Below are 21,628 nucleotides of genomic sequence, written 5' to 3' on the forward strand. Positions count from 1 at the left end.
TCTACAGAATCATACAAGGGTATAGACAGTGGCGAAAGGAGGACAGCCCTATTATGGAAAACGTATCAGAACGAATTCAATTGCAATCCATACAATCCCTCAAATCAACCATCCTTAAACTCGAAAATGCCCTGGCTCAGATGACTAAGAAAGGGGCAAATACGACTTTAATAGAAAAGAGACTCAAGGCTCTTCGTATTGGCTTATCTATGCTGGAGAATGTGTGGAATCACAAACCTCATCCATATACTCGGGGAGATGTGATTGAAGCTCGCAGTGTTCTTACGGGTTTAATGCCATCCATTGACAACTCACTTGCTAAGGCTAAGGAAGGCAGTCCTCAGAGAACTCTTCTAATAAGGAGAATCCAAGCATTGGAACTGGCTGTCCAGGCGATGGATGATCTAATGAAGGAGGAACACCAGTGAACAGTTATTATGGAGAACTTTGTACGAAGATATATGAAAGCGATAAATCGTTAGCCGAAGGCAGAGAGCTTGATTTTTACCTTTTGTTTGCTGACAGAAAAGATATGCGTGTGCTTGAACCCATGTGTGGAAACGGAAGAATGCTGATCCCTTTTATGCAGCGTGGAATACAGATAGAGGGTTTCGATATATCCGAAGATATGCTGAAGGTATGTAGAGAAAAAGGTGACCGATTAAATCTGAAGCCTCATGTATATTATCAAAAGATTGAAGATTTCGTAAGCTCCGACCAATTCGATTTGATTATGATTCCATTTGGATCGTTCTCGCTGCTTCCCAGTGAATTAGTGAACCAAAGCCTGGCCAATCTGCAATCTGCGCTTAAGGCTGATGGGAAATTTCTATTGACGATTATGTTAAAAGGGAACGACGTGGAAGAGATTCCAGAATGGAGAGAAACGGATCGGAAGGTTGTAAACGATGAATTAATTGTTTTATCCAAAAAAGTTCAGTATCGCAAAGAGCAATCCATGCTCGTAACGGAGCTGAAATATGAGTTAGTCAAAGACGACAAAATTGAAAAGACAGAAGTCATGAACTTCCCTCTTCGTTTGTATGATATGAAGGAGTTTGAAGACATTCTTAGAGCAAATGGATTTCAACATATTCATTTGCATGAAGTGAAGGACGGGTATGGGGAAGGCACCTATTTTCAAGTGTTTGAATGTTCCTGATCCGATCTTAGCCAGGGAGTACTTAGATAATCAGTATTATGGTCAAATGATTCGAAAGGAGTGATGTGGTATGAAAAACATGAATTCGAGCAGCATGGACAGTGATCTAAGAGGTGTTTGGATTTAACACAGGGGAATGATGAAGTGATTCCTCTGCGTAATTTGGGTAGGAGGAATCTAATATGGAAATTAGTCTGAAGCCTGTAACCGTTCACAACTGGTATAGTTGCACCCAATTGGAAGTAGCGGAGGATCAAAAACGAGTATTCCCGGCCCCGGTCGTATACTGGATTGCTGAATCCAAGTTTGTCCCTGAATTTCAACCCATGGCGATATATCTCGGTGCAAGTATCATTGGATTTCTTGTGTATTGTACAATACCGGATCATGAAGGAGACTACTGGATACCAGCTCTAATGATTGATGGGCAATATCAGGGAAAAGGTTATGGAAAAGAATCGATGAAACAATTGATCGCATTAATGAGAGAATCATTGAACTGCCAGAAAATTATGATAGGACATAGAGCTGAAAATGCTGTTGCAGGTCATTTATATGAATCTCTGGGATTTAAAAGAGTAAGTGAAGAGTTAATTGACGGTGAAGTCGTTCGTGTTCTGACTTAAAATGAGATAAAGAATAACGAAAGACATTAAGCTGAAAAATTGGGAGATTAAAAAATGAGTAAAAGTCTATACATCATATCTGGACCCGCAGGAGTTGGGAAATCCACAACGTCAAAAATGCTAGTTCAAACTTTAATTAAAAGTGCGTATATTTCTGGAGATGAGGTTAGTCATATCCCAGTGAAAGGACGGGGTAAACCCTGGTTAGACAAAGAAACAAACGACTTAACATGGAAAAACATATCCTCTTTGACAACGAATTTAATAGATTATGGTTATGATGTAGTTGTTGACTATGTGGCTTTTCCAGAAGACATCGATGGATTGATAAAAGAATTAGCAAATTATGATGTGAGAATAGTCTATGTGGTACTAATGGTAGATCGTCAAACGATTATGTATAGAGACAGTTTAAGAGCAGCTGCAAATCAAATGAAAGAAAGAAGCATAATACTGCTCAATGAATTTGAAAACAACTCCAATCTAAAAGAAGAGAATAAATTATATACGAGCAATTATACGGAAGAACAGCTACCTGAGATCGTTCATGAAATTATTAATAACGATAAGTACAGATTGAGATGATTCGAGTTTGTGCTTCGAGTTTGAGGTTTAGCCCCAATTAAGGAGGTATTACATTGTCCATTCCTAATTTACTCGTTCGTGAAGCTGTGAAGGAAGATGTACCATTTTTGATCGAATTGAATGATCAATTTAATAGAGTTCGTCGAAGCCGGGGAGAGGTGGAAACGGACCTTTTAAATGGAAGAGAAGTTATTATAGTAGCTGTAATGGAAGAGCAAGTCGTTGGATTTGCATGCGGACAGATCTATAAATCGTTTTGCTATGCAGAGCATCAGGCTGAGATCACTGAAATGTACATACAAGAATCCGCACGCAGGAATGGATTGGCCGGAATGATGATTGAACGACTGGAAGGGATTTTTAATCATTCGGGAGTGAAGCACATCAAAATTTTGACAGGAAATAAGAATGCTAAGGCGATAAAAACATATGAAAAAGCAGGTTATGACCGGGAGGATGAATTCGTATTTGCTAAGGAATTGAAGTGATTTTTCAGAATTGTATTAAATATTTACTAAAGGAAGGTGAGTTGAAAAGTGTCACGTTACCATTTTTACCCCATGACCAAGGATAGAGCCATACAGATTTCAAAGTGGCAGTACGAATATCCGTACTCGCTGTATGACATGGATAGTAGTGAGGACAGCATTTTGGAGTTGATGAATGGAGAATATTATTACGCGTTAGACGAACACGATGATCTAATCGGTTTTATATGCGTAGGCGGATCAGCACGGGTACCAGGCGGATATGCAGCGGGCATCTATACAGATCTGAGGAAGTTAGATATTGGGTTAGGATTGAAGCCCGACATGACGGGAAACGGCAAAGGTCAGGGGTTTCTATCAGAGGTCCTTTCCTTTTTGAACAATCAATTTAGTGGTCGAGAGTATCAATTAGTCGTTGCAGCATTTAATGAGAGAGCTATCAAGGTGTATGAGCGGATTGGTTTTGTGAAAGAAACACATTTTATGAGCAAGTATGAAGAGAAGGAATTAGAGTTCATTTCGATGAGCTATATTAAGAAAAATGTGTAAAGGGGTATACCAACTTTAATTTTGGAGGTTTACTATGGTAACGGTAAAACTACATACAGAGAAACCGATCTCACCATCCGAAATAATGAGTCTTTATCACGATGCTGGTTGGTGGCCTGATCGGGACAATGACGGGATATTAAAATTACTTTCGTCTGGTATAGCGGTAGGAGCTTGGGAAGGTGATGTCTTAGTTGGTTTCTCTAGAGCTATTTCCGATGGAGTATTCCGAGCATATATAGAAGATGTTGTTGTATTAAGCAGTTACCGAAATAAAGGGATAGGTAAACTAATGATTGAAAGGCTTCTGGATGAATTGAAGGATATTGATGTCATTAGTTTATTTTGCAGTGAAGATTTGGCTGGCTTTTACGAGGAGACCGGATTTAAAAAGACCAAACAGATTGTGATGCACTATAAAAAGGAGTAGCAAGTATTTAACGACATAAGTATCAGATCACTGTTTTCGAAAGGAGTATTTATGATAAACGATGCAAGGCTTAATTTCATATTGAGTTCAAAAGAATATCTGCCATACCTCCCTGAATTGCTGGAAGGAATCCAAGATATCAACTGGCCTAATGCATATCGTATCGTTGAATTTTTGAATAAGCATGATGTGGAAGTAGCTCCTTATGTGAAAACAATTTTATTAACTGAGGATACGGTATGGAGATACTGGATGCTTACCAAGCTAGTCTCAAAGTGGTCAAAAAATACCGTTGAAATAGTCAAAAGTGAACTTCTTGTCATTGCGGAACTATTGGATATCTATGAAGAGACTGATCTGGAGTCTCTGGATATTCTATTGACAAAGGGAATCGTGGATTGGACTGATGTTAGGTCAATGGTCGTAGCAAAAGAAGAAACAATACATAGTGGATTGTCAGGCTTCACGACAGAACAAATAGAAGAATTTAATGAGCTTGAAAACCTTAGACAGGAAATAATACAAACAGACATTAGCTTATTTTCACGATATGTCCATGAAAATGAGCAAACATTGAAAATGAAAAATAAATATGCGACATTATCAAATTACCTTGTTTCTTTAGAAAGCTTGAAAATTAAACATATAGGCACCGATTAACCATTAGCATCTTAAATATGGAGGGATTAATTTGTTTCCGTTTCAAGTGAATGAATCGATAGTAATCAATCTAATTCAACCGCAAGAAAGAGATGAACTGTACACATTAATTGATGAGAACAGAATGCATCTTCGAGAATGGTTGCTATGGGTGGATAAGCGGCAATCCCCAGAAGACTTAGATCCAGTAATAGAGATGTGGAAACAAAATTATGAAGATCAAAACGGCTTTGATGCTGGCTTGTGGTTCGATGGTAAACTGGTTGGAATGATCGCATTACATTATATTGATTGGAAGAATAAAGTAACTAGTATTGGATATTTTTTAGCGGCATCAGCGGAAGGTCAAGGGATTATTACCAAAAGTATCACAAGGCTACTGGATGTCTTATTCAATGAAATGAAATTAAATCGTGTAATTATACAATGTGCAGAAACTAACCTTAAAAGCAGATCGATACCAAAACGGGTTGGTTTCATCAATGAGGGGATTTCTAGAGAAGCGCAATGGCTTCATGATCATTATGAGAATATTGTTACATATAGTATGTTATCGAGTGATTGGAATCGGTAGATGTCACTAATCGTGTAGGGATGGGACTGTTAGTTAAATTTACGTATAGGTGGTCAAAACATGAATCGAATTCTTAAGCCATATGTATTGAATGTGGAATTATCCAATGATTTAAGTCAAAATATTCATTCATTCTTCGAAGCACATAATGATCCAGAAACCCTGAAACACACATTAGACGTTGCCGCAGAAGCAAAGCGAGTGGCCGGATTATTTGGAGCCGACCCTGAAAAGGCAGAACAAGCTGGATTATTGCACGATATTAGTAATGTGGTTCCAGTAAGTGAAATGCTAAATCTGGCAAAGGCATTAGCGGTAGAAATCATGGATGAAGAATATAAGTATGATAGAATCATTCACCAGAAGTTATCTAAAGCTATGGCAAAAGAAATATTTCATATCAATGATCAAGAAATACTAAGTGCAATCGAATGTCATACCACGCTTAAACCACATTCTAGTTTACTGGATAAAGTACTTTTCATTTCAGACAAAATATCTTGGAATTTACCGGGAGAGCATGGTTACCTGCAAGAGATACGAGATAAAGTAGATGAATCCAATCTCAATGATGGAATACTCATCTATTTGAACCATGTATGGGAACAACGTTCCAAGCTTAAATTAGTACATCCCTGGCTTATAGAAGCGAGAGAAGAATTGCTAGAATTGAATCGATAATGAAAGGAGAAGAATATGCCTCAATTTCCCGTATTAGAGACAGCTCGGTTCGTATTAAGAGAGATTAAACAAGAAGATTCAAGAGATCTATTTCATTATTTTTCTTCACATGAAGTGACGAAGTTTTATGATGTAGAGAGTTTTACGAGTGTTGAACAAGCGGAAGAGCTCATTCATAGATGGAATGATCGGTTTAATCAAGAACAGGCCATTCGCTGGGGAATTACGTTGAAATCGGAGAACAAGGTGATTGGCACATGTGGATTTCATAGTTGGGCGAAAAATCATTACAAAGCTCACATAGGCTATGAATTAGCACCTAAGTATTGGGGACAAGGGTATATGAGCGAGGCGATCCAACGAATCACTGAATTTGGATTAAGCCATCTTGGATTAAACCGAATTGAAGCCTATGTAGAGCCAAATAATAAGGGATCCAGAAAGTTGCTTGAGAATATTGGATTCAGAGAAGAAGGAATTTTAAAGGAACATTATTATTGGAAGAATCAGTTTGTGGATACGGTTATCTATGCTCTATTGAAGAGGCAGTTTCTACATCCTTGACTTCTTCCGTTGTAATCCTTGGAAAATCAGCATGAACGCCATGAAGAAATGTAAAAATAACATGATCTTATTCCGGTAGTTAACGGGGAAAGGAATAAACCATGCTGAAACCAAATTTGGACATAAAAGCTGTTTTTATGGACAGAGATGGAACCATCGGTAGCACAGGCCACTTTATTCATCCTAGAGATTTTGAATTATACCCTAATGCACAAGAAGCTATAGCGCTTCTGAAGAAAAATGGAATCAAGGTATTTGCTATAACGAATCAGTATCGGATATCGCGTGGAGAGGCAACGTTCCAAGAGTTTGAAGAACAATTTAGTGAATACGGATTCGATCAATCCTATATTTGCCCACATGAACAAGAATGCAGCTGCCGAAAACCCAAACCGGGCATGTTGTTAGAGGCTTCACAGCAGCACCATCTAGATTTATCAAGATGTATCGTTATTTGACGTAGGCGATACGGATATGCTTGCTGCTCACGCTGTTGGAGCTATGAAGGTTCTTGTAAGAACAGGCTGGGGAGAATCATCATTAACAACGTACAGAAACAAGTGGAAGGAAACGGAACCTGATTACATAGCAGGAGACATTTTAGATGCAGTTTATTGGATCATCCAAGCCAAACTGAAGAATTGAAATAGGAGGGAGTGCGCATGAAATATCTTACAAAAGAGTGGTATGAACTTTGCCAACAAACACATCTCCATTTTGGTATGCGAGTACACAGCGGAGCCCAACAAATGGATGAAGAGCTTTATCTTCGATTATATAAAAGAAAAGAAAAAGAGCATGTAAAGTTTCAACGCGATGTTTACAATGTCGATCCCCGTTTTATGCTGGAGCAGGATGGTGCGGTTCTGGTGCGTGCGGAGAAATTTATTAGTGGGGATGAGGTATCGGAAGAGGATACGATGGTTTATCATATGCCGACTGAGGAAAGAGAGCATATAGAGAAATTAATTGCAAATTACGATGCGAGGCCACCTTTTGATGAGTTGGGCAGCAAACAAGAATTTAAAGGTAATGTGGAATGGAACTGCGAAAACAAGATTGCACAATTACCGAAAGAGATCTATGACCAAATTGCAGATATTCGTGTATTTTCCCTGGGTTATTGCACTAAAAAAGTCATGCTGCAGTTGAAAAAACAGAGCAAATTAAATGAGGCTCAAATGCAGCTGATCTCGAAGGAATATAGAGAGGCGCAGCTAGCTGAACCTATTCCTGAACATATTCGTAACCAGGTCCATTTTCATGATTGCACCGTGACGGAATTGGTCTCGGATTCGGACTTGGTCATTCGATTCGATACCCGTGGAGGGTTCACGAATTTAAATAAGATTACGTTTATTGCACCTGAGATCATCAAGCAAGAAGGGATCATTGTCGGTAGGTACTGGCTCTATCAAGAACTATATTGTATCGAAAATGGATATGAACTACATATGCTTTTTGATGGTGAAGAAATGTCTGAACTGATTATTCAGTGCCAGGATATTGTTGTAGAAGAAGAGTAACGACATAAAGAATGAAGATTGTCTGCAGTTGTAGCATTGTATTAATGGTGTCTTGAGGGAGGTACAGCATTTATGAGCATGTCTGATTACTATAAGAACCTTAGAGCTAAGATTGGGAATGATCTCATATTTATGCCAGGTGTGGCTGGTATTATTCGAAATGAACATGGAGAGATTCTATTTGGACGTAAACACAATGAATCAACATGGGGGCTAATTGCTGGAGCAATTGAGATTGGTGAAACACCAGCACAAGCGATGGTCAGAGAAGCATTGGAGGAGACAGGTCTTGTCGTTGAACCCAAAAAGATCATTGGTGTCTACGGCGGAGAAGGTCAACGTTTTACATATCATAACGGTCATCAAGTTGAATATCTAACCATTGTATTTGAATGCAGAATCCTATCGGGGCAATTAACATCAAATAGTGAAGAGATGAAGGATTTGCAATTTTTCCGTGAGCATGAACGTCCACCTTTAGCCAATCATTACCCGGATTACATTTTCAGTTCCAATCAAGAAGAACGAGCACATTTTGATAGATAATCCAATATCGATTGTGGTTTGAAGAATACTGACCGATTTGCATCAATAAAGTATAAGGAAAAGATACTACATTTAGATGTGGGGATGTGAATTGGTGATATTGGTGTCTTCGATATTGTTTTCTGTCCTAATTCTGATTGTCATTCTCTTTCAAGTGGCACTCGCTGCAGGTATGCCGTGGGGAGAGGCAGCGATGGGTGGGAAGTTTCCCGGGAAATATCCGACAACCATGCGTTATTCCTGTTTGCTGCAGATCACTATTCTCATATTCATTGGTTTAGTTGTACTGAGTAGAGCGGGTATGCTATTGCCTGAGTGGTCTTCGTTTGCAAATACAGCAATTTGGTTTATTGTTGGGTATCTGGTGCTGGGAACAATCCTAAATCTGATAACACGCAGCGTGTGGGAACGAAGAATCTGGGCTCCGGTAACGCTACTGCTCCTTATTACCAGTTTGACTATTGCCTTATCTTAACAATGAGTATCTGAACCAAAGGCCCTGGCATGTATGCATAAGGGCTCTTTAATAGTTTTGAATCGTCATTTATACTAATGGTAGTTTCACCCATACATAGAAAAAGAACAACGGAGAGGAGAGGCGCTATTATGCCTATCTACTACTACATTGCAGCAGGATTACTGGTGGTTGCAGCCTTGGTGATTCGGCGCAGGATCAGGATTTTTCGTTCAAAAGGAAGACGCAGAGGGCACACGAGAGTTACGTATAGACGAAAAAAATTACCTTTGAATCTGGGACTGCGTGATGACATTTCCTACGATAAAACCGTTCAACAATTGGAGAAGAGCTTTAATAAGCATTTTTCGAATAAACTAAAGCTCCGTATGGAGCAGGAATATCCTCATATGAAAAAGCTGGAGTATCGATGGAAGCTGCTCGAGCTTAAAAGATACTTTGTTATGGCTTCTCTGCTAAAACAGGTCCCGATGTTTAGCGATGAGGTAGACGAGTTATGGCACGAAATGCTGATGTTTACCAAATCCTATGCTGATTTTTGTGCAGAATTTATGGGTTCCACGGTACATCATGAGCCGGCAGTTACCCGCCGTGAGAATCCAGGCGCACGGGCATGGTTTGACTGGGTGTACTGTCAATTATTCGAGTTCACTCCATATAGCTCCGCAATCTGGGGGGAGTTCTTCAGCTACCCGATATCCGGTGAACTGCAGACACTGATCGCTCAGGGAGATCGAACTGAATTGGTGAATCAATTTTTCCACACTAGACGCATGCAGGAAGATCCTGAAGCTGCACAGGTCATTTCTTATTTGATTGAGAGGCTGCAGAGATCAGCAAGTCTAAGCGAAAAAGAGCTATCCCTCGAATCCTCAGGTTCAGTCGATGTGGCTCTCATCATGGCAAGTGCCATGGTATATCACTCCATGTATCATGAGGCAACGTACGGAGTGCACATGGGTCGTCTCGAACAGGAACTTATCCCACCGGAAAAGGCTGGGCAAGGAGCTTCGTCAAGCAGCAGTTGTTCAAGCAGTTCAAGCTGTTATGCCGATCATTGTAACGACAGCAGCGGCTCCTCGGGAAATTCTGGTTCATCGTGCAGTAGCTCCTCTTCTGACTCTTCCTGCAGCTCATCCAGCTGCTCATCTTGTGGCGGAGGCGGGGATTAATGAAAGAGGGATCGTATGACGGATAGATTTCATTTGGAACGTGTTGATGTAGAAGAGCCAGCAGATGAGAATCGGGTCTCTGGATATGGGATGCTTGAGCTGTTCCAATCCGAGGTGGAGTATCGATTTAATACGGAAGACATTCGTTTAGAAGAAGCAGAGGGGTACATCCAAAATGTGCTGAATCGCTTGCCGGACGAAACGGTTAACGACATATGCAACCGGGCATATGAATGGAAAACAGAGAAAATGTCAAGTGATACGGTGGACTACCCTGCAGGCTTAGCCGAAATGGAAGGTAGGGGGATTCTCACGTTCATGGCGGTTGGCGAAGTTGAACTTTATCGGAATCCAGCTAATTCGGATGATCAGATCTTGGGAGCCATACTAGGTGGAAGTACGGATTGGGACACGGAGAACGGTATGGAAATAGTTATGCTTGGTCATCAGGTTCTTGAAGTACGTGAGTATTTGGGGTATGGCGAATTTGCCATCTGGACTGAATCGGATGAGTAGTATTGGTTATAAGGGGTGGGCAGAATCGGAAATACCATTTCAATGCCTGTACATGCTGTACCAGTGATCGAATCCATCGGAATGTCCAATGGGTTAACATCAGTGTTTATAGAAGTGCTCTCCATCAGTGGCTCGATGCTCGCCAGGACGAACCGTGAGAGGGAAATGACCATCTGGTTGGCCCAGCGGGACCAGTCCATCGTAGGCATTGGAACGGTTGGCTTCGACATCGATGAGATGCCTTGGTCTATAGATACCTTTGAAGAGGAAAAAGATTTTGTGCTCCGTATGATTATATATGCTATTGCTGGAGCGGGGTGGGAGAGGTTAAGTTATAAACCGCGAGAAGAGTCGCTCATACCCTGCTTGGAGCAATTACAGATCATGATTCATACGTTTACTAAAGGAGATGTTACTCTGGACAATTATCTGGAGTGGTCCGAGATTGAAGAGGATGACGATCAACCGACAATCCCGCCAGGTTACCCGAAATGTGCTAAACATGAAGTGTACTTGTCTTGCCATGGCTGCGTTTTATGTAATAATGGAAGTTAGAGACCTTCTGCCAGTGGAAGAATGAGTAATGAAGAAGAATACAAAGAACAGGCCAAGAGATTCAAAACAAGCTTCGCAATTAACATCAGTTATCTCGTCAATAAGAAGTACATAATGTTTGGGAGGAATGGATTTGAAAGCATTGTCGATCATTGGGATCGTGTTGTTCACATTAACGTTTTTTGCGATATTCAGTTTAGGGCCAGAAGATCCAGATAATGCTGCATTTTTGGCGCTGTTAACCATGTTGTATGCAATCCCTTTTTCAATTGTTGTTTTGGTTAGAGCTAATAAGTTAAAAAAGCCGCCCGTTAATGTTCATGAACAACTTTTGCAGTTAGGTGAGCTGAAGGAAAAAAACATCATTACTGACTATGAATTTGATCAAAAGAAACATAAACTGCTCTCTAAGTACAAGTAATCCAGAAAATCAGATGGTTTAGAGCTTGGCCAACCGATAAGAGAAGACAGATATACACCAAACAAAAACAGGGCATTCCCTTGAGGGAATGCCCTGTTTTTGTTTTACCGCTATACGTTGCACCATTCTCAATGGTGATGATGTGCGTGCGCATCAGGTGCGTCGCCCTTAACCGTACATAATACTGAACTGTCGTGAAGGTGGTTCTCGGACTCTACCTGCAAGGTGACATGCTTGATATCTTTGTGCTCCAGCATATGTTCGATCTTCTGCACAAGCGTCTCAGCTTCATAGATGGTCAATGTTCCATCGACCACAATATGAGCGGTCAGTGCATTCAGGTTACTAGTAATGGACCATACATGAACATCGTGAACGCCATGGACACCGTCTACTTTTTTAATTGTTTGCACGAGGTCATTAACATCCACATTCGCCGGGGTGCCTTCCATCAAAATATGCAGGGAAGACTTCGTTACGAAGAATCCGCTTCGCAAAACCAGCACGGCTACGATTACACTTGCGAGTGGATCTGCCCAGCCCCAGCCGAAGAACATCATCAGCAGTGCTGCCGCAATGGCCCCAATGGAACCCAGCATATCGCTGATGACATGCAGGTAGGCACCTCGCATATTGAGGTTATTCTCCGTGTCGCTGCCGCGCATCATAATCCAAGCAACGAGAATGTTCACGAGCAACCCAACGATGCTGATGATCAGCATGCCGAACGTGGCTACTTCCGGTGGATGGATGAAGCGGCCGATTGCTTCGTAAAAGATGTATAGGGAGATGGCGATTAAGGTGACTCCGTTTAAGGTAGCAGCCAAAATCTCAAATCGTCTATATCCGTAGGTTTTGCCAGTATTCACTGCCTTTTCCCCAAAGGTAAACGCCAGTAAAGCAATTCCCAGAGCGACTGCGTCTGACAGCATATGTCCTGCATCGGAGATGAGGGCCAGACTGTTGGTCACAAAGCCGCCTACAGCTTCTACGATCATATAGAGCGTAATGATAATGAAGGAAAACAGCAGTACTTTCTTGTTATTGGGATGTGCATGTTGGTGTCCATGGTCGTGATTGTGGTGATGTCCGGACATACGAGATCCTCTCCTTTGGAGCATGGCTCCGTTATGTAATAATGATAATTGCTATTGTGACTTAGGATATCCCTTGCATGAATCTAATTAATCAAATGAATATATGAGCGAACGTTCATATGTTATGGTTTTATTATAGATGTGCCTAATAATAGTGTCAACCAGATTCAACAAAATATAAACACGAAAAGCATTGCTTCCAGTGGTGTGCTGGCGAACGACTTGGCTTTTGTGCTACCATCTGTGCAGGATCCATGTGCGGAAGTACTCGTAACAAAATTCAAACCAATAAATATGATCATTATTCATTCAACTTAGAAACAGAGGGGCGGACAAACGATATGAAACACCTGCTTCTGGCGGACGATGACGCCAACATTAGGGCACTCCTTCGGCATGTCATGACCAAAGAGGGGTATCAGGTGCATGAAGCACAGGATGGGATGGAAGCGGTCAAGCTAATCAAAGAAACACCGATTGATCTGGCGATCCTGGACGTGATGATGCCAGGCATGGACGGACTGGAGCTATGCGATTTCATCCGGCAGCAGTATGACATACCGATTGTGCTGCTAACGGCAAGGGACCAGCTATCCGACAAGAGGGAGGGCTATCTGAAAGGCACGGATGAATACGTGACGAAGCCGTTTGAACCCGAAGAGTTGATTTACAGGGTCAAGGCACTGTTTCGCCGTTATCACCGCACCTCAAGTGATATCATTCGCATGAATCGCATCATAATTGACCGGAATAACGTGGAGGTATCTGATGGTCAATCCATTTTGTTTTTGCCCATGAAGGAGTTCGAGCTTCTTTCCCAGCTGGCACAATATCCAGGTCGTTTATTCTCGCGAGATGAATTAATTAGACTTGTCTGGGGCGCAGATTACGAAGGAGATGACCGTACGGTGGATGTGCACATCAAGCGGTTACGCGATCGGTTTGCTGATTATACAGATGACTTTGTCATTCATACGGTACGGGGGATCGGTTACAAGATGGAGGTGAAAACCCGTTGAGGACCTTGTATGTTCGAGTCTTCCTCATTACAATCGCTGTCATTGTGGTCAGCGGCATGCTCGGTTTTCTTTTATCCAATATCTATTATCATGCGAAGCTTAAGTCCTTCAATGACGAGAAGCTGGTCGGCATCGCCATGGAAATGAAGCAGTTTGTGGAGCGGGAGCCAGACATGATGCAGCCGTATCTGGACAATGCCGCAGCTCTCGGTTACGAGATCTATGTGACAGATGGCAAGGGGAATGATGAATTCTACGGTAGCGAGTTCCGCGAAAAGGATCTGGACAAGCGAGCTGTAGATAGGGTTCTTGACGGTGAGGTCTACCATGGTGTTGCCCAGTTTCCAAGCAAACCCTTCATCACGGGTTTCTTTGACAATCAGCTAAGCAATACCGTTGGTGTTCCACTTCAGATCGGAAATACAAGCTATGGCCTGTTTATGCGTCCGGACGTCATTTTGCAGTTTGGCGAACTGCGTATCTTTTTTGCGCTGATTGGGGCACTTACAGTAGGGATTAGCATTTTGATCTTTCTCATCAGTACGCGCTACTTGGTCAATCCAATTGAACGTCTGTCGGAGGCGACCAAGCGTATTGTACAGGGGAGCTATAATCTGAAATTGCCCACGAAGAGGCGGGATGAGATTGGCCAACTGGCTCAGCACTTTATGACGATGAGTCGTGAGCTGGAGCGGGTAGATCAGGCTCGTCAACAGTTTGTATCGAACGTTTCGCATGAGATTCAATCCCCACTAACCTCGATTCAGGGTTTTGCCCAACTGCTCTCCAATCGGGATCTTCCTGAACAGGAGAGGGAGCACTATGCATCCATTATTGAAGAAGAGAGCCGCCATCTCTCGTTGCTCAGCAAACAGCTGCTTCTGCTGTCATCCCTCGAACAAGGCCAAGAGGATCTGACGAAAGAAGAATTCTCTCTGCGCGATCAATTCCGTCAAGCCGTTCAGGTGCTGCAATGGCAGCTGGAAGATAAGGAACTGCTGCTCCGGATATCGGTACCCGAATCCATCCAGCTGGTTGGTAATGAAGTACTGCTCATGCAGGTATGGATGAATCTGCTGGGCAATGCAGTGAATCATCTTCCGCAAGGAAGAAGCATCGAGATCCGAGCAGAGCAGACCGATACCCACTGTGTAATCCAAATTCGGGATACAGGGGACGGGATTGCGGCAGAGCATCTGCCATTCCTGTTCGATCGTTTCTATAGGGTGGACCGTGCTCGGGAGCGTTCTTCCGGTCGGACCGGGCTTGGGCTTGCCATTGTGCAGAAAATTGTCCGGATTCATGACGGTACAATTGAAGTCTCCAGTTCGTCCGAAGGTACAACCTTCACTGTGACTCTTCCGCAGATGTAATCTGTTATTCATTTGCCGTTCATTTTCACCTCCTATACTTGGTTTATCAAGAGGAGGTCAGAGATATGTACTTGGCTATTAGAGAGATGAGGTTTGCCAAAGGGCGGTATGCGTTAATTGCTACCATTATGGTACTGGTTTCATTTTTGGTACTGTTTGTTACAGGTCTTGCGCAGGGGCTGGCGTATGACAACGCCGCGTCGATCAAAAATATGGCAGCAACCCATTTCGTTCTCGAACAGGATTCTAATCATCGTTTTACCCGTTCGCAGGTGAATCAGGATCAGCTTGAACAGTCGCGCTCGGTGGTAGGGCAAGATAACGCAGAGCCGCTGGGTGTGAAAATGACAACCGTTAGCCCGGCTGACGACACCAAGAAAATAGATGTCACTCTGTTTATGGTGAACCCGGAAGGCTGGCTTGCACCAACCGTCACTGAAGGAGTTCCGATTGCGGAGCAGAAGGACAGACAAGTTGTAGTGGATCAAAAGCTGTCAGAGTCCGGCGTGACCATTGGAACGGTTCTGGTGGATCAAGCGTCGGGGATGGAGTGGACAGTCGGTGGATTTGTGCAAAATGAGTCCTTTAGCCACTCGCCGGTCGTGTTTCTGAATGAACAGGAATGGCTTGCATTGAAAGGAAGTTCGCGTACCAGTCCAGATACAGCGGGCAACAATGCTTCGTCATACAATGCCATTGCCATTAAGGATGCTGGTGAGAAGGTTGACAGCCTGAGTGCTGCACTGCCGAATGCGGAAGTGATTACGAAGTCCGAGGCGGTATCGGCCATTCCTGGCTATAAGGAAGAGCAGGGCTCGCTGCTCATGATGATCGCCTTTTTGTTTGTCATCTCGGCGTTTGTACTCGCGGTATTTTTCTACGTCATCACCATTCAGAAAACGAGTCAATTTGGCATTTTGAAAGCCATCGGAACGCGCAATGCGTATCTGGCCGGCAGTGTGTCATTACAAGTATTACTTCTGTCCGTCGGCAGTTTGGTGATCAGTGTTCTGCTTGTCCGACTGTTTGAGTCCATCCTGCCAGCTTCGATGCCGTTTCAATTAGGCATGTCCACCCTGGCACTGACCTGCATTTTATTTGTAATCATGTCTATGGCAGGTTCGTTGTTCTCGGTCTGGAAGGTTACCAAAATTGATGCGCTTGATGCGATTGGGAGGACGGCAGCATGAGAAACCGATTGGTATTGCAGGGAATTACACAGACCTTTGAGGATGGCGGGGTCAAACGTACGATACTGGATAAGCTGGATCTTGAAGTTGCGGAAGGCGAACTTGTTGCGGTCATGGGTCCTTCCGGTTCAGGCAAAAGTACATTTCTGTCCATTGCAGGTGCACTTCTTGAACCAACGGAGGGGCAGGTTCTGCTCGATGGTGTATCGATCATGGGCAAAAATAGGCAGGACATTTCCGATGTGAGGCTTGAACAGCTCGGTTTTATTTTTCAAAGCGCCAACCTTATTCCTTATCTGAAAGTCGAAGAGCAGCTGATGGTCGTTGCGAAGCTTGCCGGAACGGACAAAAACACGGCCGCGAAGCGAGTGGATGAGCTGCTTCATACGGTAGGCTTATCTCACCGTCGTAAAGCATATGCCGAGAAGCTGTCTGGCGGGGAACGTCAGCGGGTTGCCATTGCACGGGCGTTGATGAATGATCCGGCTGTGCTGCTGGCGGACGAACCGACAGCCAGTCTGGATGCAGATCGGGGGCTCGATATTGTTGGCATGATTGCGAAGCTGGTTGCAGAGCAGGGCAAGAGTGCGGTAATGGTTACGCATGATGAGCGGGTTCTTCCGCTGTGTAATCGGGTTCTCTTTTTGGAAAACGGGAAACTGGTGCACAAATAAGGCGCATGCCATGAGATCGTATTGTTCTCTGAATCTATGATGAGAAGGTCACCTATTCCATGAGGGAAGGTGGCCTTTTTTCTATCCTTTCATCTATAATTGAAGAAAGAATGAAGTGGAAGATTTTACTTTATCTAGAGAGGGTCTGATGCTTGATGCAAAGCTTAGATATTGAACATTTTCCTGCACTGAGTACCTCTATTCATTGGGGGACGGTGACGGCGGAGTTCAGGTTGAACAATATCGTGGATGAGGCGCTGGTGAGCAACGTGAGCATTATCCCTTTCATCGGGAAGCATTGCGTGGTGTTTCAACTGGATAATGGCAAGTGGGAGCTGCCGGGAGGAACATTGGAACCTGGAGAGAGATATTCAGAAGCATTGAAGCGTGAAGTGATGGAAGAGCTGGGTGCGGAGCTGCGGTCGTATCGAATATTCGGTCAATTCTATTGCGCATCTGACGCCACTGAGCCGTATCGACCACATATTCCACATCCTCATTTTGTGAGAGTAATTGGATATGGAGATGTTGAACTTGTAGGTGATCCGCTGAATCCGGTGGATGGAGAGCAGGTTGTTGCCGTAGAGGTAGTAGAGATTGCTGAAGCCATTCGGAGATTTCAGGAGCAGAATAGACATGATATTGCGGAGATGTATCAATTGGCTTATGTACTGAGGGAAGAAGATAAACGTAAGGAACAAAGATGATGTCCAAGTTCAATATACCTAATTTAATTCTAACGGAGGTCAACATGATTCGAGAACAAATCGATAAGATGTTAGACGTTTTGCCTGAAAGTGAACTGAATGTGGCGTACTCGCGGATCGAGCTTGTATATCGTAGATATATGTTTGAACAAAATCTGGAGAATAAGGGCGTTCAGGTGACGGAACTGTGTGAGGAATCGGAGGGCATTACTCAGCAGTGGGATGAGGTATTTGCCGGCAATCTGGATGACGAGGCAAAAGAAGCGATCTACTACAGCGAATATAAATGGCATATGTTTAGTTATAAGAAACAAGCGTGTTTAACGGGCAATTCAGCACGAGATGCTTTTGATGCCGAGATCAAAAATGACTTGTATGTCATGTACCAACATACGCCGTTCATCCAGGTCTATGAGAATGCGATGGCAGTCGTTGCAGCGGACTTTGATTCTAAACAAGATATCTATATCTTTGACCAGGAGTTTACCTGGACCTATGTACATACGCATGAAGACATGTGTGGGCCTTATTTTTATAAAATTAGTCCATTAAAGTAACATTACTCAGCAGAATTCCATTTCAACGAATCATTGTGCAAAAGGAGATATCCCAATGCGTAAGAAGCTCGTTAAAATATCCAAACGCTTCCTGATTTTCATTTTGCTTATGGTCATAATCTCGCTTATATTTCCGACATGGACACCAGGAATTAGGGGAGAGAACAGTATTAGCACGATGAGGCAAGTTGAGATTAACGGCGCAGGCCATGAGGTTATGATTCGGGGAACGAATCGGGACAATCCCATCCTTATCTTTGTACACGGTGGTCCGGGATGCTCCGAAATTCCTTATGTCAGAAAATATCAAGAGGAGCTCGAACAGCATTTTACCATTGTGCATTATGATCAACGCGGGAGTGGAAAGTCTTATCACTTTCTGGAGGATTATTCAGAGTTGACAACGGATGTGCTTGTAGAGGATTTATTGGCATTAACCGATTATGTAACTGAGGAACTTGGACAGGATAAGGTCAGTTTGGTAGGTCACTCATTTGGTACATACATAGGAACGAAGGCTGCCGCCAAGGCACCAGACAAATTCCATGCATACATCGGTATTGGGCAAGTCGCTGATCATGTACAGAGTGAGCTGGATAGTCTGGATTACATCCTTGCTCAGGCGAAGCAGGCTGGTCATTCAGAGGACGTGGCAAGTCTGGAACGTCTAAGAAGTCCAATTGAGCGAGGGGAGAAGTATACGCCTCGGAATATGGTGCGCAAATACGGCGGTGCAGCCAGACAGATCAATGAAAATAGGGATTATATACTCGGCTTCCTGTTCGGTCCTGAATACAATGCACTGGATGTCATCCGATACTTCATGGGCATTCAGGCTACGCAGGAACTGCTTTTGAAGGAGGAATCAGGCCAGCACTTACCCGACCTTGTAGAAGAGCTGGAGATTCCGACATACTTTGTCATGGGAAAATATGATTATATGACATCCGTGAATGCGGCAAGGAAGTATTTCGATGAACTAGAGGCTCCAGTCAAAGAGTTCAAGGTGTTTGAACATTCAGCACACTATCCTCAGTTTGAGGAAAAGGAACAGTTCGCTGCGTGGTTGATGGAGTTGTATAAGTCTATTGTGGATTAGTCGGTGTTGGATAAACTTACTTATAATCTACTAAAGTCTGGAGGAGAGATCTCATATGACAAACGACAAAGGAACACGAAGAACATGTGAACATGGACATTCGTATTACAAAAAAAGTAACTGCCCAACTTGTCCGATTTGCGAATCTGAACGTAAGCCGAAAGAAGGATTTCTGGCCTTATTGTCTGCACCTGCCAGACGTGCCTTAGAAAATGAGGGAATTACAACGTTGGCTGAACTTTCGAGATATACCGAGAAAGAAATCCTGAAGCTTCATGGTATAGGCCCATCTGCGTTACCCAAACTTAGACAAGCACTGGAGGAAGAGGGACTGTCCTTTGCGAGATAACCCTCTCCACTCCAATGACCACTAATCCAGACCGTAAACCAATTCCTCGATCGTCAACTGGTACAATAAATTCTCTTCACTAAGGAGCAGTCGCTGCTCGCGAAAATCCTGCCGTGCCTGCTTCAATGGTTTATTGGCTTCGTTAACCAATTCAATCTTTTGCCCCTTCGTCAGTCGTCCTGGTTTATCCATTTTTTTGAGAACAAACGTCCCGTGTTTACCGTATCCGGCATCGAACAAGAAGTGATAACCATCCGTACTGAATCCGGAAGAACCGGATATGTTCGGTTTCACAAACGTGACCTTGGAATCCACGGTCCCCCCTGAGATACAACCCAGTTCGAAATCGGTGTAATAATAAAACCATACTTGATCCTCATTCACGACATTAAGTGCGTAACAGTCGGCGATATCAGCTGCGCGGTTTTCATAGAGTTTGTTACCTTGCTCATCCCAAGCCAGCAGACCGCAGGAACCAATCGGATCGCTCCATCCGTAATTGCCGAATATACCTTCGTCAAAGTAACTGGTCCAGATCGTTCCATTCTCTGTCACCTGAACACTCTGAATCCCGTCTCCTAACAGAAAATCCCGAATTGGCTTTCCATTCATATTACACACTCTGGCATTCAGGTCATACTGACCATTGCCATAATAGGTACAGCGTGCACCGACAAGCAAAAGATGATCATGCAGCGGCTGTACATAATGATAATTGTAAGTTTGTCCCCAGATCACGACCTCTTCTACATGTTTCTCAGATACAATCAGAACTTTGTAGGTGTAGGTTTGATTTAAATGGGTCTGAACGAACATGTCCCGTTCTCTCTCCGGCACTTGATTTATTAACAGAACGTACACCTTCCCATCGGAACCCCACTGCGTGGAAACGATCTTGAAACCACCCATATATGCTGAGAGGTCAGCAAAAGGCATTAGTTTTATGTTTCGTTTGGACATATCCTTGTCCTCCTTCATTCCGTTATGCAGAGTCTGCATCTGCACTTGATGAAGTAAAGTATGACGTACAAATGAAGGGCTGAACATGGCATAAGTATAGCGATGAGGTCTTCTTTTGCCTCTAAATTGTGGATTAATGCATGGTTGATATGCTGTATCAGTTTATTTTCGCTCGTAGTATAATAAGGATTTATATCAAATTTTTATGATATACAAGAATGAGAGTGACAAGACTAGGCGTATAAAGAGAGACGCGAAGTCTACATAGAATTACGAGAAGAAGTATACAAGGGAAGGGGCTAAGTTGAAGGCGTAGAACTTGTAGTGAACTTCAGGGAAGTCCAGAGCTTGGGGCCAACGAGGGAAAGTAATCTGGCGAAATATTTTAACGTGAACAGGTTAAGGAGGGATAGCCTTGAAGATCTTTCTAGTAAGACACGGCGCGGATGACGAAGGGTATCGAGGTGGATGGAGCCAGCGAGGGCTTACGGAACAAGGGATTAGTCAATCAGAACAACTAGGTAATTATCTGCAGCATCATGCCGAGCAGTATGATATCCATACGATTATAAGTAGTGATCTTCCTCGTGCAGTACAGACGGCAAGGGAGGTTGAGCAGAAATTAAATATTCCGAGCAGCTTTGTGAAAGATTGGCGAGAGATGAATAATGGTTATTTGGCGGGCATGCTCCATGAGGAGGCAGAAAAGAATTACCCAGGAGTTTATTTCAATGCTCTTGAGATGGATTCTCCTTTTCCAGGAGGAGAAAGTCCACGGAATTTTTATAACAGAATATGTGCCTCTTTCGATACACTCTGCAGAGACATGGAAGAGCAAAAGATAAAGTCCAACGTTCTGTTGATTACGCACGGCGGAGTGATTAATATCCTCTGTTATTTGCTCGATAAGCGGGAGTGGAGCAATAAATCCAGCTTTCATCCGATCGATCATACCAGTATGCACACGATTGAGAAGAGTGATAACGGTTGGATATTGAGCAGCATGAATGTGGTGAGCCATTTGGTTTGGTTAAGCGGAGGAGAATTCATAGGTGGAGACAAATGATAGTTGA

31 protein-coding genes are annotated in these 21,628 nt (G+C 43.1%); 29 read left to right on the forward strand and 2 right to left on the reverse strand.

Going from position 1 to position 21,628, the window contains the following annotated elements; genetic code table 11:
* Window positions 1–53: 53 nt before the first annotated feature.
* The 20 genes from F4V51_RS07730 (at window position 54) to F4V51_RS07820 (ending at window position 11,530) form a co-directional block, all read left to right on the forward strand.
* Window positions 54–428: a hypothetical protein gene (locus tag F4V51_RS07730; RefSeq protein WP_153977529.1), complete on the forward strand. Its 375-nt coding sequence runs from the start codon at window positions 54–56 to the stop codon at window positions 426–428.
* Window positions 425–1,162, forward strand: a complete 738-nt coding sequence (locus F4V51_RS07735; protein WP_153977530.1) for a class I SAM-dependent methyltransferase — start codon at window positions 425–427, stop codon at window positions 1,160–1,162. The genes F4V51_RS07730 and F4V51_RS07735 overlap by 4 nt, the downstream gene beginning before the upstream one ends.
* A 182-nt stretch (window positions 1,163–1,344) precedes the next feature.
* Window positions 1,345–1,788: a GNAT family N-acetyltransferase gene (locus F4V51_RS07740; protein ID WP_153977531.1), complete on the forward strand. Its 444-nt coding sequence runs from the start codon at window positions 1,345–1,347 to the stop codon at window positions 1,786–1,788.
* A 54-nt stretch (window positions 1,789–1,842) separates the two neighbouring features.
* Window positions 1,843–2,373, forward strand: coding sequence for a P-loop nucleotide/nucleoside kinase family protein (locus F4V51_RS07745; protein WP_153977532.1), 531 nt, complete (start codon window positions 1,843–1,845; stop codon window positions 2,371–2,373).
* Window positions 2,374–2,426: 53 nt separating this feature from the next.
* Window positions 2,427–2,861, forward strand: coding sequence for a GNAT family N-acetyltransferase (locus tag F4V51_RS07750; protein ID WP_162009916.1), 435 nt, complete (start codon window positions 2,427–2,429; stop codon window positions 2,859–2,861).
* Between the two features lie 48 nt (window positions 2,862–2,909).
* Complete coding sequence (locus F4V51_RS07755; RefSeq protein WP_153977534.1) at window positions 2,910–3,410, forward strand: GNAT family N-acetyltransferase; 501 nt, start codon at window positions 2,910–2,912, stop codon at window positions 3,408–3,410.
* Window positions 3,411–3,444: 34 nt separating this feature from the next.
* Window positions 3,445–3,840 carry a GNAT family N-acetyltransferase gene (locus F4V51_RS07760; protein WP_153977535.1) on the forward strand — a complete coding sequence of 132 codons (396 nt, stop codon included), beginning with the start codon at window positions 3,445–3,447 and terminating at the stop codon, window positions 3,838–3,840.
* Between the two features lie 51 nt (window positions 3,841–3,891).
* Window positions 3,892–4,500, forward strand: a complete 609-nt coding sequence (locus tag F4V51_RS07765) for a DUF5071 domain-containing protein (protein ID WP_153977536.1) — start codon at window positions 3,892–3,894, stop codon at window positions 4,498–4,500.
* A gap of 31 nt (window positions 4,501–4,531) precedes the next feature.
* Window positions 4,532–5,074 carry a GNAT family N-acetyltransferase gene (locus tag F4V51_RS07770; RefSeq protein WP_153977537.1) on the forward strand — a complete coding sequence of 181 codons (543 nt, stop codon included), beginning with the start codon at window positions 4,532–4,534 and terminating at the stop codon, window positions 5,072–5,074.
* Between the two features lie 60 nt (window positions 5,075–5,134).
* Complete coding sequence (gene yqeK / locus F4V51_RS07775) at window positions 5,135–5,755, forward strand: bis(5'-nucleosyl)-tetraphosphatase (symmetrical) YqeK (protein ID WP_153977538.1); 621 nt, start codon at window positions 5,135–5,137, stop codon at window positions 5,753–5,755.
* Between the two features lie 15 nt (window positions 5,756–5,770).
* A complete protein-coding gene (locus F4V51_RS07780) occupies window positions 5,771–6,319 on the forward strand; it encodes a GNAT family N-acetyltransferase (protein ID WP_153977539.1) in 549 nt (182 codons plus the stop codon).
* Window positions 6,320–6,420: 101 nt separating this feature from the next.
* Entirely contained in the window at window positions 6,421–6,777 is a 357-nt protein-coding gene (locus F4V51_RS07785) for an HAD-IIIA family hydrolase (RefSeq protein WP_323131803.1), read from the forward strand.
* Window positions 6,778–6,820: 43 nt separating this feature from the next.
* Window positions 6,821–6,964, forward strand: coding sequence for a hypothetical protein (locus tag F4V51_RS29365; RefSeq protein ID WP_323131816.1), 144 nt, complete (start codon window positions 6,821–6,823; stop codon window positions 6,962–6,964).
* Between the two features lie 17 nt (window positions 6,965–6,981).
* Entirely contained in the window at window positions 6,982–7,845 is an 864-nt protein-coding gene (locus tag F4V51_RS07790) for a DUF4085 family protein (protein ID WP_153977540.1), read from the forward strand.
* A gap of 72 nt (window positions 7,846–7,917) precedes the next feature.
* Entirely contained in the window at window positions 7,918–8,391 is a 474-nt protein-coding gene (locus tag F4V51_RS07795) for an NUDIX domain-containing protein (RefSeq protein ID WP_153977541.1), read from the forward strand.
* Between the two features lie 94 nt (window positions 8,392–8,485).
* Window positions 8,486–8,866, forward strand: a complete 381-nt coding sequence (locus F4V51_RS07800) for a hypothetical protein (RefSeq protein ID WP_236146718.1) — start codon at window positions 8,486–8,488, stop codon at window positions 8,864–8,866.
* Between the two features lie 131 nt (window positions 8,867–8,997).
* Window positions 8,998–10,038: a glycine-rich domain-containing protein gene (locus tag F4V51_RS07805; RefSeq protein WP_153977543.1), complete on the forward strand. Its 1,041-nt coding sequence runs from the start codon at window positions 8,998–9,000 to the stop codon at window positions 10,036–10,038.
* A 15-nt stretch (window positions 10,039–10,053) separates the two neighbouring features.
* Window positions 10,054–10,554 carry a DUF6985 domain-containing protein gene (locus F4V51_RS07810; protein WP_153977544.1) on the forward strand — a complete coding sequence of 167 codons (501 nt, stop codon included), beginning with the start codon at window positions 10,054–10,056 and terminating at the stop codon, window positions 10,552–10,554.
* 15 nt (window positions 10,555–10,569) lie between these two features.
* Window positions 10,570–11,109 carry a hypothetical protein gene (locus F4V51_RS07815; protein ID WP_323131804.1) on the forward strand — a complete coding sequence of 180 codons (540 nt, stop codon included), beginning with the start codon at window positions 10,570–10,572 and terminating at the stop codon, window positions 11,107–11,109.
* A 133-nt stretch (window positions 11,110–11,242) separates the two neighbouring features.
* Window positions 11,243–11,530, forward strand: a complete 288-nt coding sequence (locus tag F4V51_RS07820) for an SHOCT domain-containing protein (RefSeq protein ID WP_162009917.1) — start codon at window positions 11,243–11,245, stop codon at window positions 11,528–11,530.
* A gap of 128 nt (window positions 11,531–11,658) precedes the next feature.
* Here the strand turns inward: F4V51_RS07820 and F4V51_RS07825 are convergent, their stop codons facing one another.
* Complete coding sequence (locus F4V51_RS07825) at window positions 11,659–12,627, reverse strand: cation diffusion facilitator family transporter (RefSeq protein ID WP_153977547.1); 969 nt, start codon at window positions 12,625–12,627, stop codon at window positions 11,659–11,661.
* Window positions 12,628–12,968: 341 nt separating this feature from the next.
* Between F4V51_RS07825 and F4V51_RS07830 the strand changes: the two genes are divergently transcribed.
* The 8 genes from F4V51_RS07830 to F4V51_RS07865 all read left to right on the forward strand — a co-directional run bounded on the left by F4V51_RS07830 (window position 12,969) and on the right by F4V51_RS07865 (window position 19,595).
* The gene (locus F4V51_RS07830; protein ID WP_153977548.1) at window positions 12,969–13,646 is read left to right on the forward strand and encodes a response regulator transcription factor; all 678 of its coding nucleotides are present in this window, start codon (window positions 12,969–12,971) and stop codon (window positions 13,644–13,646) included.
* Window positions 13,643–15,019 (forward strand): sensor histidine kinase, encoded by a 1,377-nt coding sequence (locus tag F4V51_RS07835; protein WP_153977549.1) that lies wholly within the window; start codon window positions 13,643–13,645, stop codon window positions 15,017–15,019. The genes F4V51_RS07830 and F4V51_RS07835 overlap by 4 nt, the downstream gene beginning before the upstream one ends.
* Before the next feature lie 65 nt (window positions 15,020–15,084).
* Window positions 15,085–16,209 (forward strand): ABC transporter permease, encoded by a 1,125-nt coding sequence (locus tag F4V51_RS07840; protein WP_153977550.1) that lies wholly within the window; start codon window positions 15,085–15,087, stop codon window positions 16,207–16,209.
* Window positions 16,206–16,883 (forward strand): ABC transporter ATP-binding protein, encoded by a 678-nt coding sequence (locus F4V51_RS07845; protein WP_153977551.1) that lies wholly within the window; start codon window positions 16,206–16,208, stop codon window positions 16,881–16,883. Before F4V51_RS07840 ends, F4V51_RS07845 begins: the two co-directional genes overlap by 4 nt.
* 155 nt (window positions 16,884–17,038) lie before the next feature.
* The gene (locus F4V51_RS07850; protein WP_236146794.1) at window positions 17,039–17,590 is read left to right on the forward strand and encodes an NUDIX hydrolase; all 552 of its coding nucleotides are present in this window, start codon (window positions 17,039–17,041) and stop codon (window positions 17,588–17,590) included.
* Between the two features lie 44 nt (window positions 17,591–17,634).
* Window positions 17,635–18,147, forward strand: a complete 513-nt coding sequence (locus F4V51_RS07855; protein ID WP_153977553.1) for a DUF4275 family protein — start codon at window positions 17,635–17,637, stop codon at window positions 18,145–18,147.
* 55 nt (window positions 18,148–18,202) lie between these two features.
* Window positions 18,203–19,246 carry an alpha/beta fold hydrolase gene (locus F4V51_RS07860; protein ID WP_153977554.1) on the forward strand — a complete coding sequence of 348 codons (1,044 nt, stop codon included), beginning with the start codon at window positions 18,203–18,205 and terminating at the stop codon, window positions 19,244–19,246.
* A 55-nt stretch (window positions 19,247–19,301) separates the two neighbouring features.
* A complete protein-coding gene (locus tag F4V51_RS07865) occupies window positions 19,302–19,595 on the forward strand; it encodes an RNA polymerase alpha subunit C-terminal domain-containing protein (RefSeq protein WP_153977555.1) in 294 nt (97 codons plus the stop codon).
* A gap of 21 nt (window positions 19,596–19,616) precedes the next feature.
* On the opposite strand, the gene F4V51_RS07870 is transcribed toward F4V51_RS07865, so the two are convergent.
* Window positions 19,617–20,555: a hypothetical protein gene (locus F4V51_RS07870; protein WP_153977556.1), complete on the reverse strand. Its 939-nt coding sequence runs from the start codon at window positions 20,553–20,555 to the stop codon at window positions 19,617–19,619.
* 415 nt (window positions 20,556–20,970) lie between these two features.
* On the opposite strand from F4V51_RS07870, the gene F4V51_RS07875 reads away from it, so the two are divergent.
* Entirely contained in the window at window positions 20,971–21,621 is a 651-nt protein-coding gene (locus F4V51_RS07875) for a histidine phosphatase family protein (RefSeq protein ID WP_153977557.1), read from the forward strand.
* Window positions 21,622–21,628: the final 7 nt, after the last annotated feature.

The organism is Paenibacillus xylanilyticus (genome assembly GCF_009664365.1).
GTDB lineage: Bacteria > Bacillota > Bacilli > Paenibacillales > Paenibacillaceae > Paenibacillus > Paenibacillus xylanilyticus_A.

Excerpts from the sequence above, each read along its gene's own strand:
- F4V51_RS07855 (WP_153977553.1), top strand. The coding sequence starts at position 17,635 with ATGATTCGAGAACAAATCGATAAGATGTTAGACGTTTTGCCTGAAAGT.
- F4V51_RS07870 (WP_153977556.1), bottom strand. The coding sequence starts at position 20,555 with ATGTCCAAACGAAACATAAAACTAATGCCTTTTGCTGACCTCTCAGCA.
- F4V51_RS07825 (WP_153977547.1), bottom strand. The coding sequence starts at position 12,627 with ATGTCCGGACATCACCACAATCACGACCATGGACACCAACATGCACAT.
- F4V51_RS07730 (WP_153977529.1), top strand. The coding sequence starts at position 54 with ATGGAAAACGTATCAGAACGAATTCAATTGCAATCCATACAATCCCTC.
- yqeK (WP_153977538.1), top strand. The coding sequence starts at position 5,135 with ATGAATCGAATTCTTAAGCCATATGTATTGAATGTGGAATTATCCAAT.
- F4V51_RS29365 (WP_323131816.1), top strand. The coding sequence starts at position 6,821 with ATGAAGGTTCTTGTAAGAACAGGCTGGGGAGAATCATCATTAACAACG.
- F4V51_RS07850 (WP_236146794.1), top strand. The coding sequence starts at position 17,039 with ATGCAAAGCTTAGATATTGAACATTTTCCTGCACTGAGTACCTCTATT.
- F4V51_RS07745 (WP_153977532.1), top strand. The coding sequence starts at position 1,843 with ATGAGTAAAAGTCTATACATCATATCTGGACCCGCAGGAGTTGGGAAA.
- F4V51_RS07760 (WP_153977535.1), top strand. The coding sequence starts at position 3,445 with ATGGTAACGGTAAAACTACATACAGAGAAACCGATCTCACCATCCGAA.
- F4V51_RS07840 (WP_153977550.1), top strand. The coding sequence starts at position 15,085 with ATGTACTTGGCTATTAGAGAGATGAGGTTTGCCAAAGGGCGGTATGCG.
- F4V51_RS07795 (WP_153977541.1), top strand. The coding sequence starts at position 7,918 with ATGAGCATGTCTGATTACTATAAGAACCTTAGAGCTAAGATTGGGAAT.
- F4V51_RS07845 (WP_153977551.1), top strand. The coding sequence starts at position 16,206 with ATGAGAAACCGATTGGTATTGCAGGGAATTACACAGACCTTTGAGGAT.
- F4V51_RS07740 (WP_153977531.1), top strand. The coding sequence starts at position 1,345 with ATGGAAATTAGTCTGAAGCCTGTAACCGTTCACAACTGGTATAGTTGC.
- F4V51_RS07860 (WP_153977554.1), top strand. The coding sequence starts at position 18,203 with ATGCGTAAGAAGCTCGTTAAAATATCCAAACGCTTCCTGATTTTCATT.
- F4V51_RS07805 (WP_153977543.1), top strand. The coding sequence starts at position 8,998 with ATGCCTATCTACTACTACATTGCAGCAGGATTACTGGTGGTTGCAGCC.
- F4V51_RS07785 (WP_323131803.1), top strand. The coding sequence starts at position 6,421 with ATGCTGAAACCAAATTTGGACATAAAAGCTGTTTTTATGGACAGAGAT.
- F4V51_RS07765 (WP_153977536.1), top strand. The coding sequence starts at position 3,892 with ATGATAAACGATGCAAGGCTTAATTTCATATTGAGTTCAAAAGAATAT.
- F4V51_RS07865 (WP_153977555.1), top strand. The coding sequence starts at position 19,302 with ATGACAAACGACAAAGGAACACGAAGAACATGTGAACATGGACATTCG.
- F4V51_RS07810 (WP_153977544.1), top strand. The coding sequence starts at position 10,054 with ATGACGGATAGATTTCATTTGGAACGTGTTGATGTAGAAGAGCCAGCA.
- F4V51_RS07830 (WP_153977548.1), top strand. The coding sequence starts at position 12,969 with ATGAAACACCTGCTTCTGGCGGACGATGACGCCAACATTAGGGCACTC.
- F4V51_RS07790 (WP_153977540.1), top strand. The coding sequence starts at position 6,982 with ATGAAATATCTTACAAAAGAGTGGTATGAACTTTGCCAACAAACACAT.
- F4V51_RS07780 (WP_153977539.1), top strand. The coding sequence starts at position 5,771 with ATGCCTCAATTTCCCGTATTAGAGACAGCTCGGTTCGTATTAAGAGAG.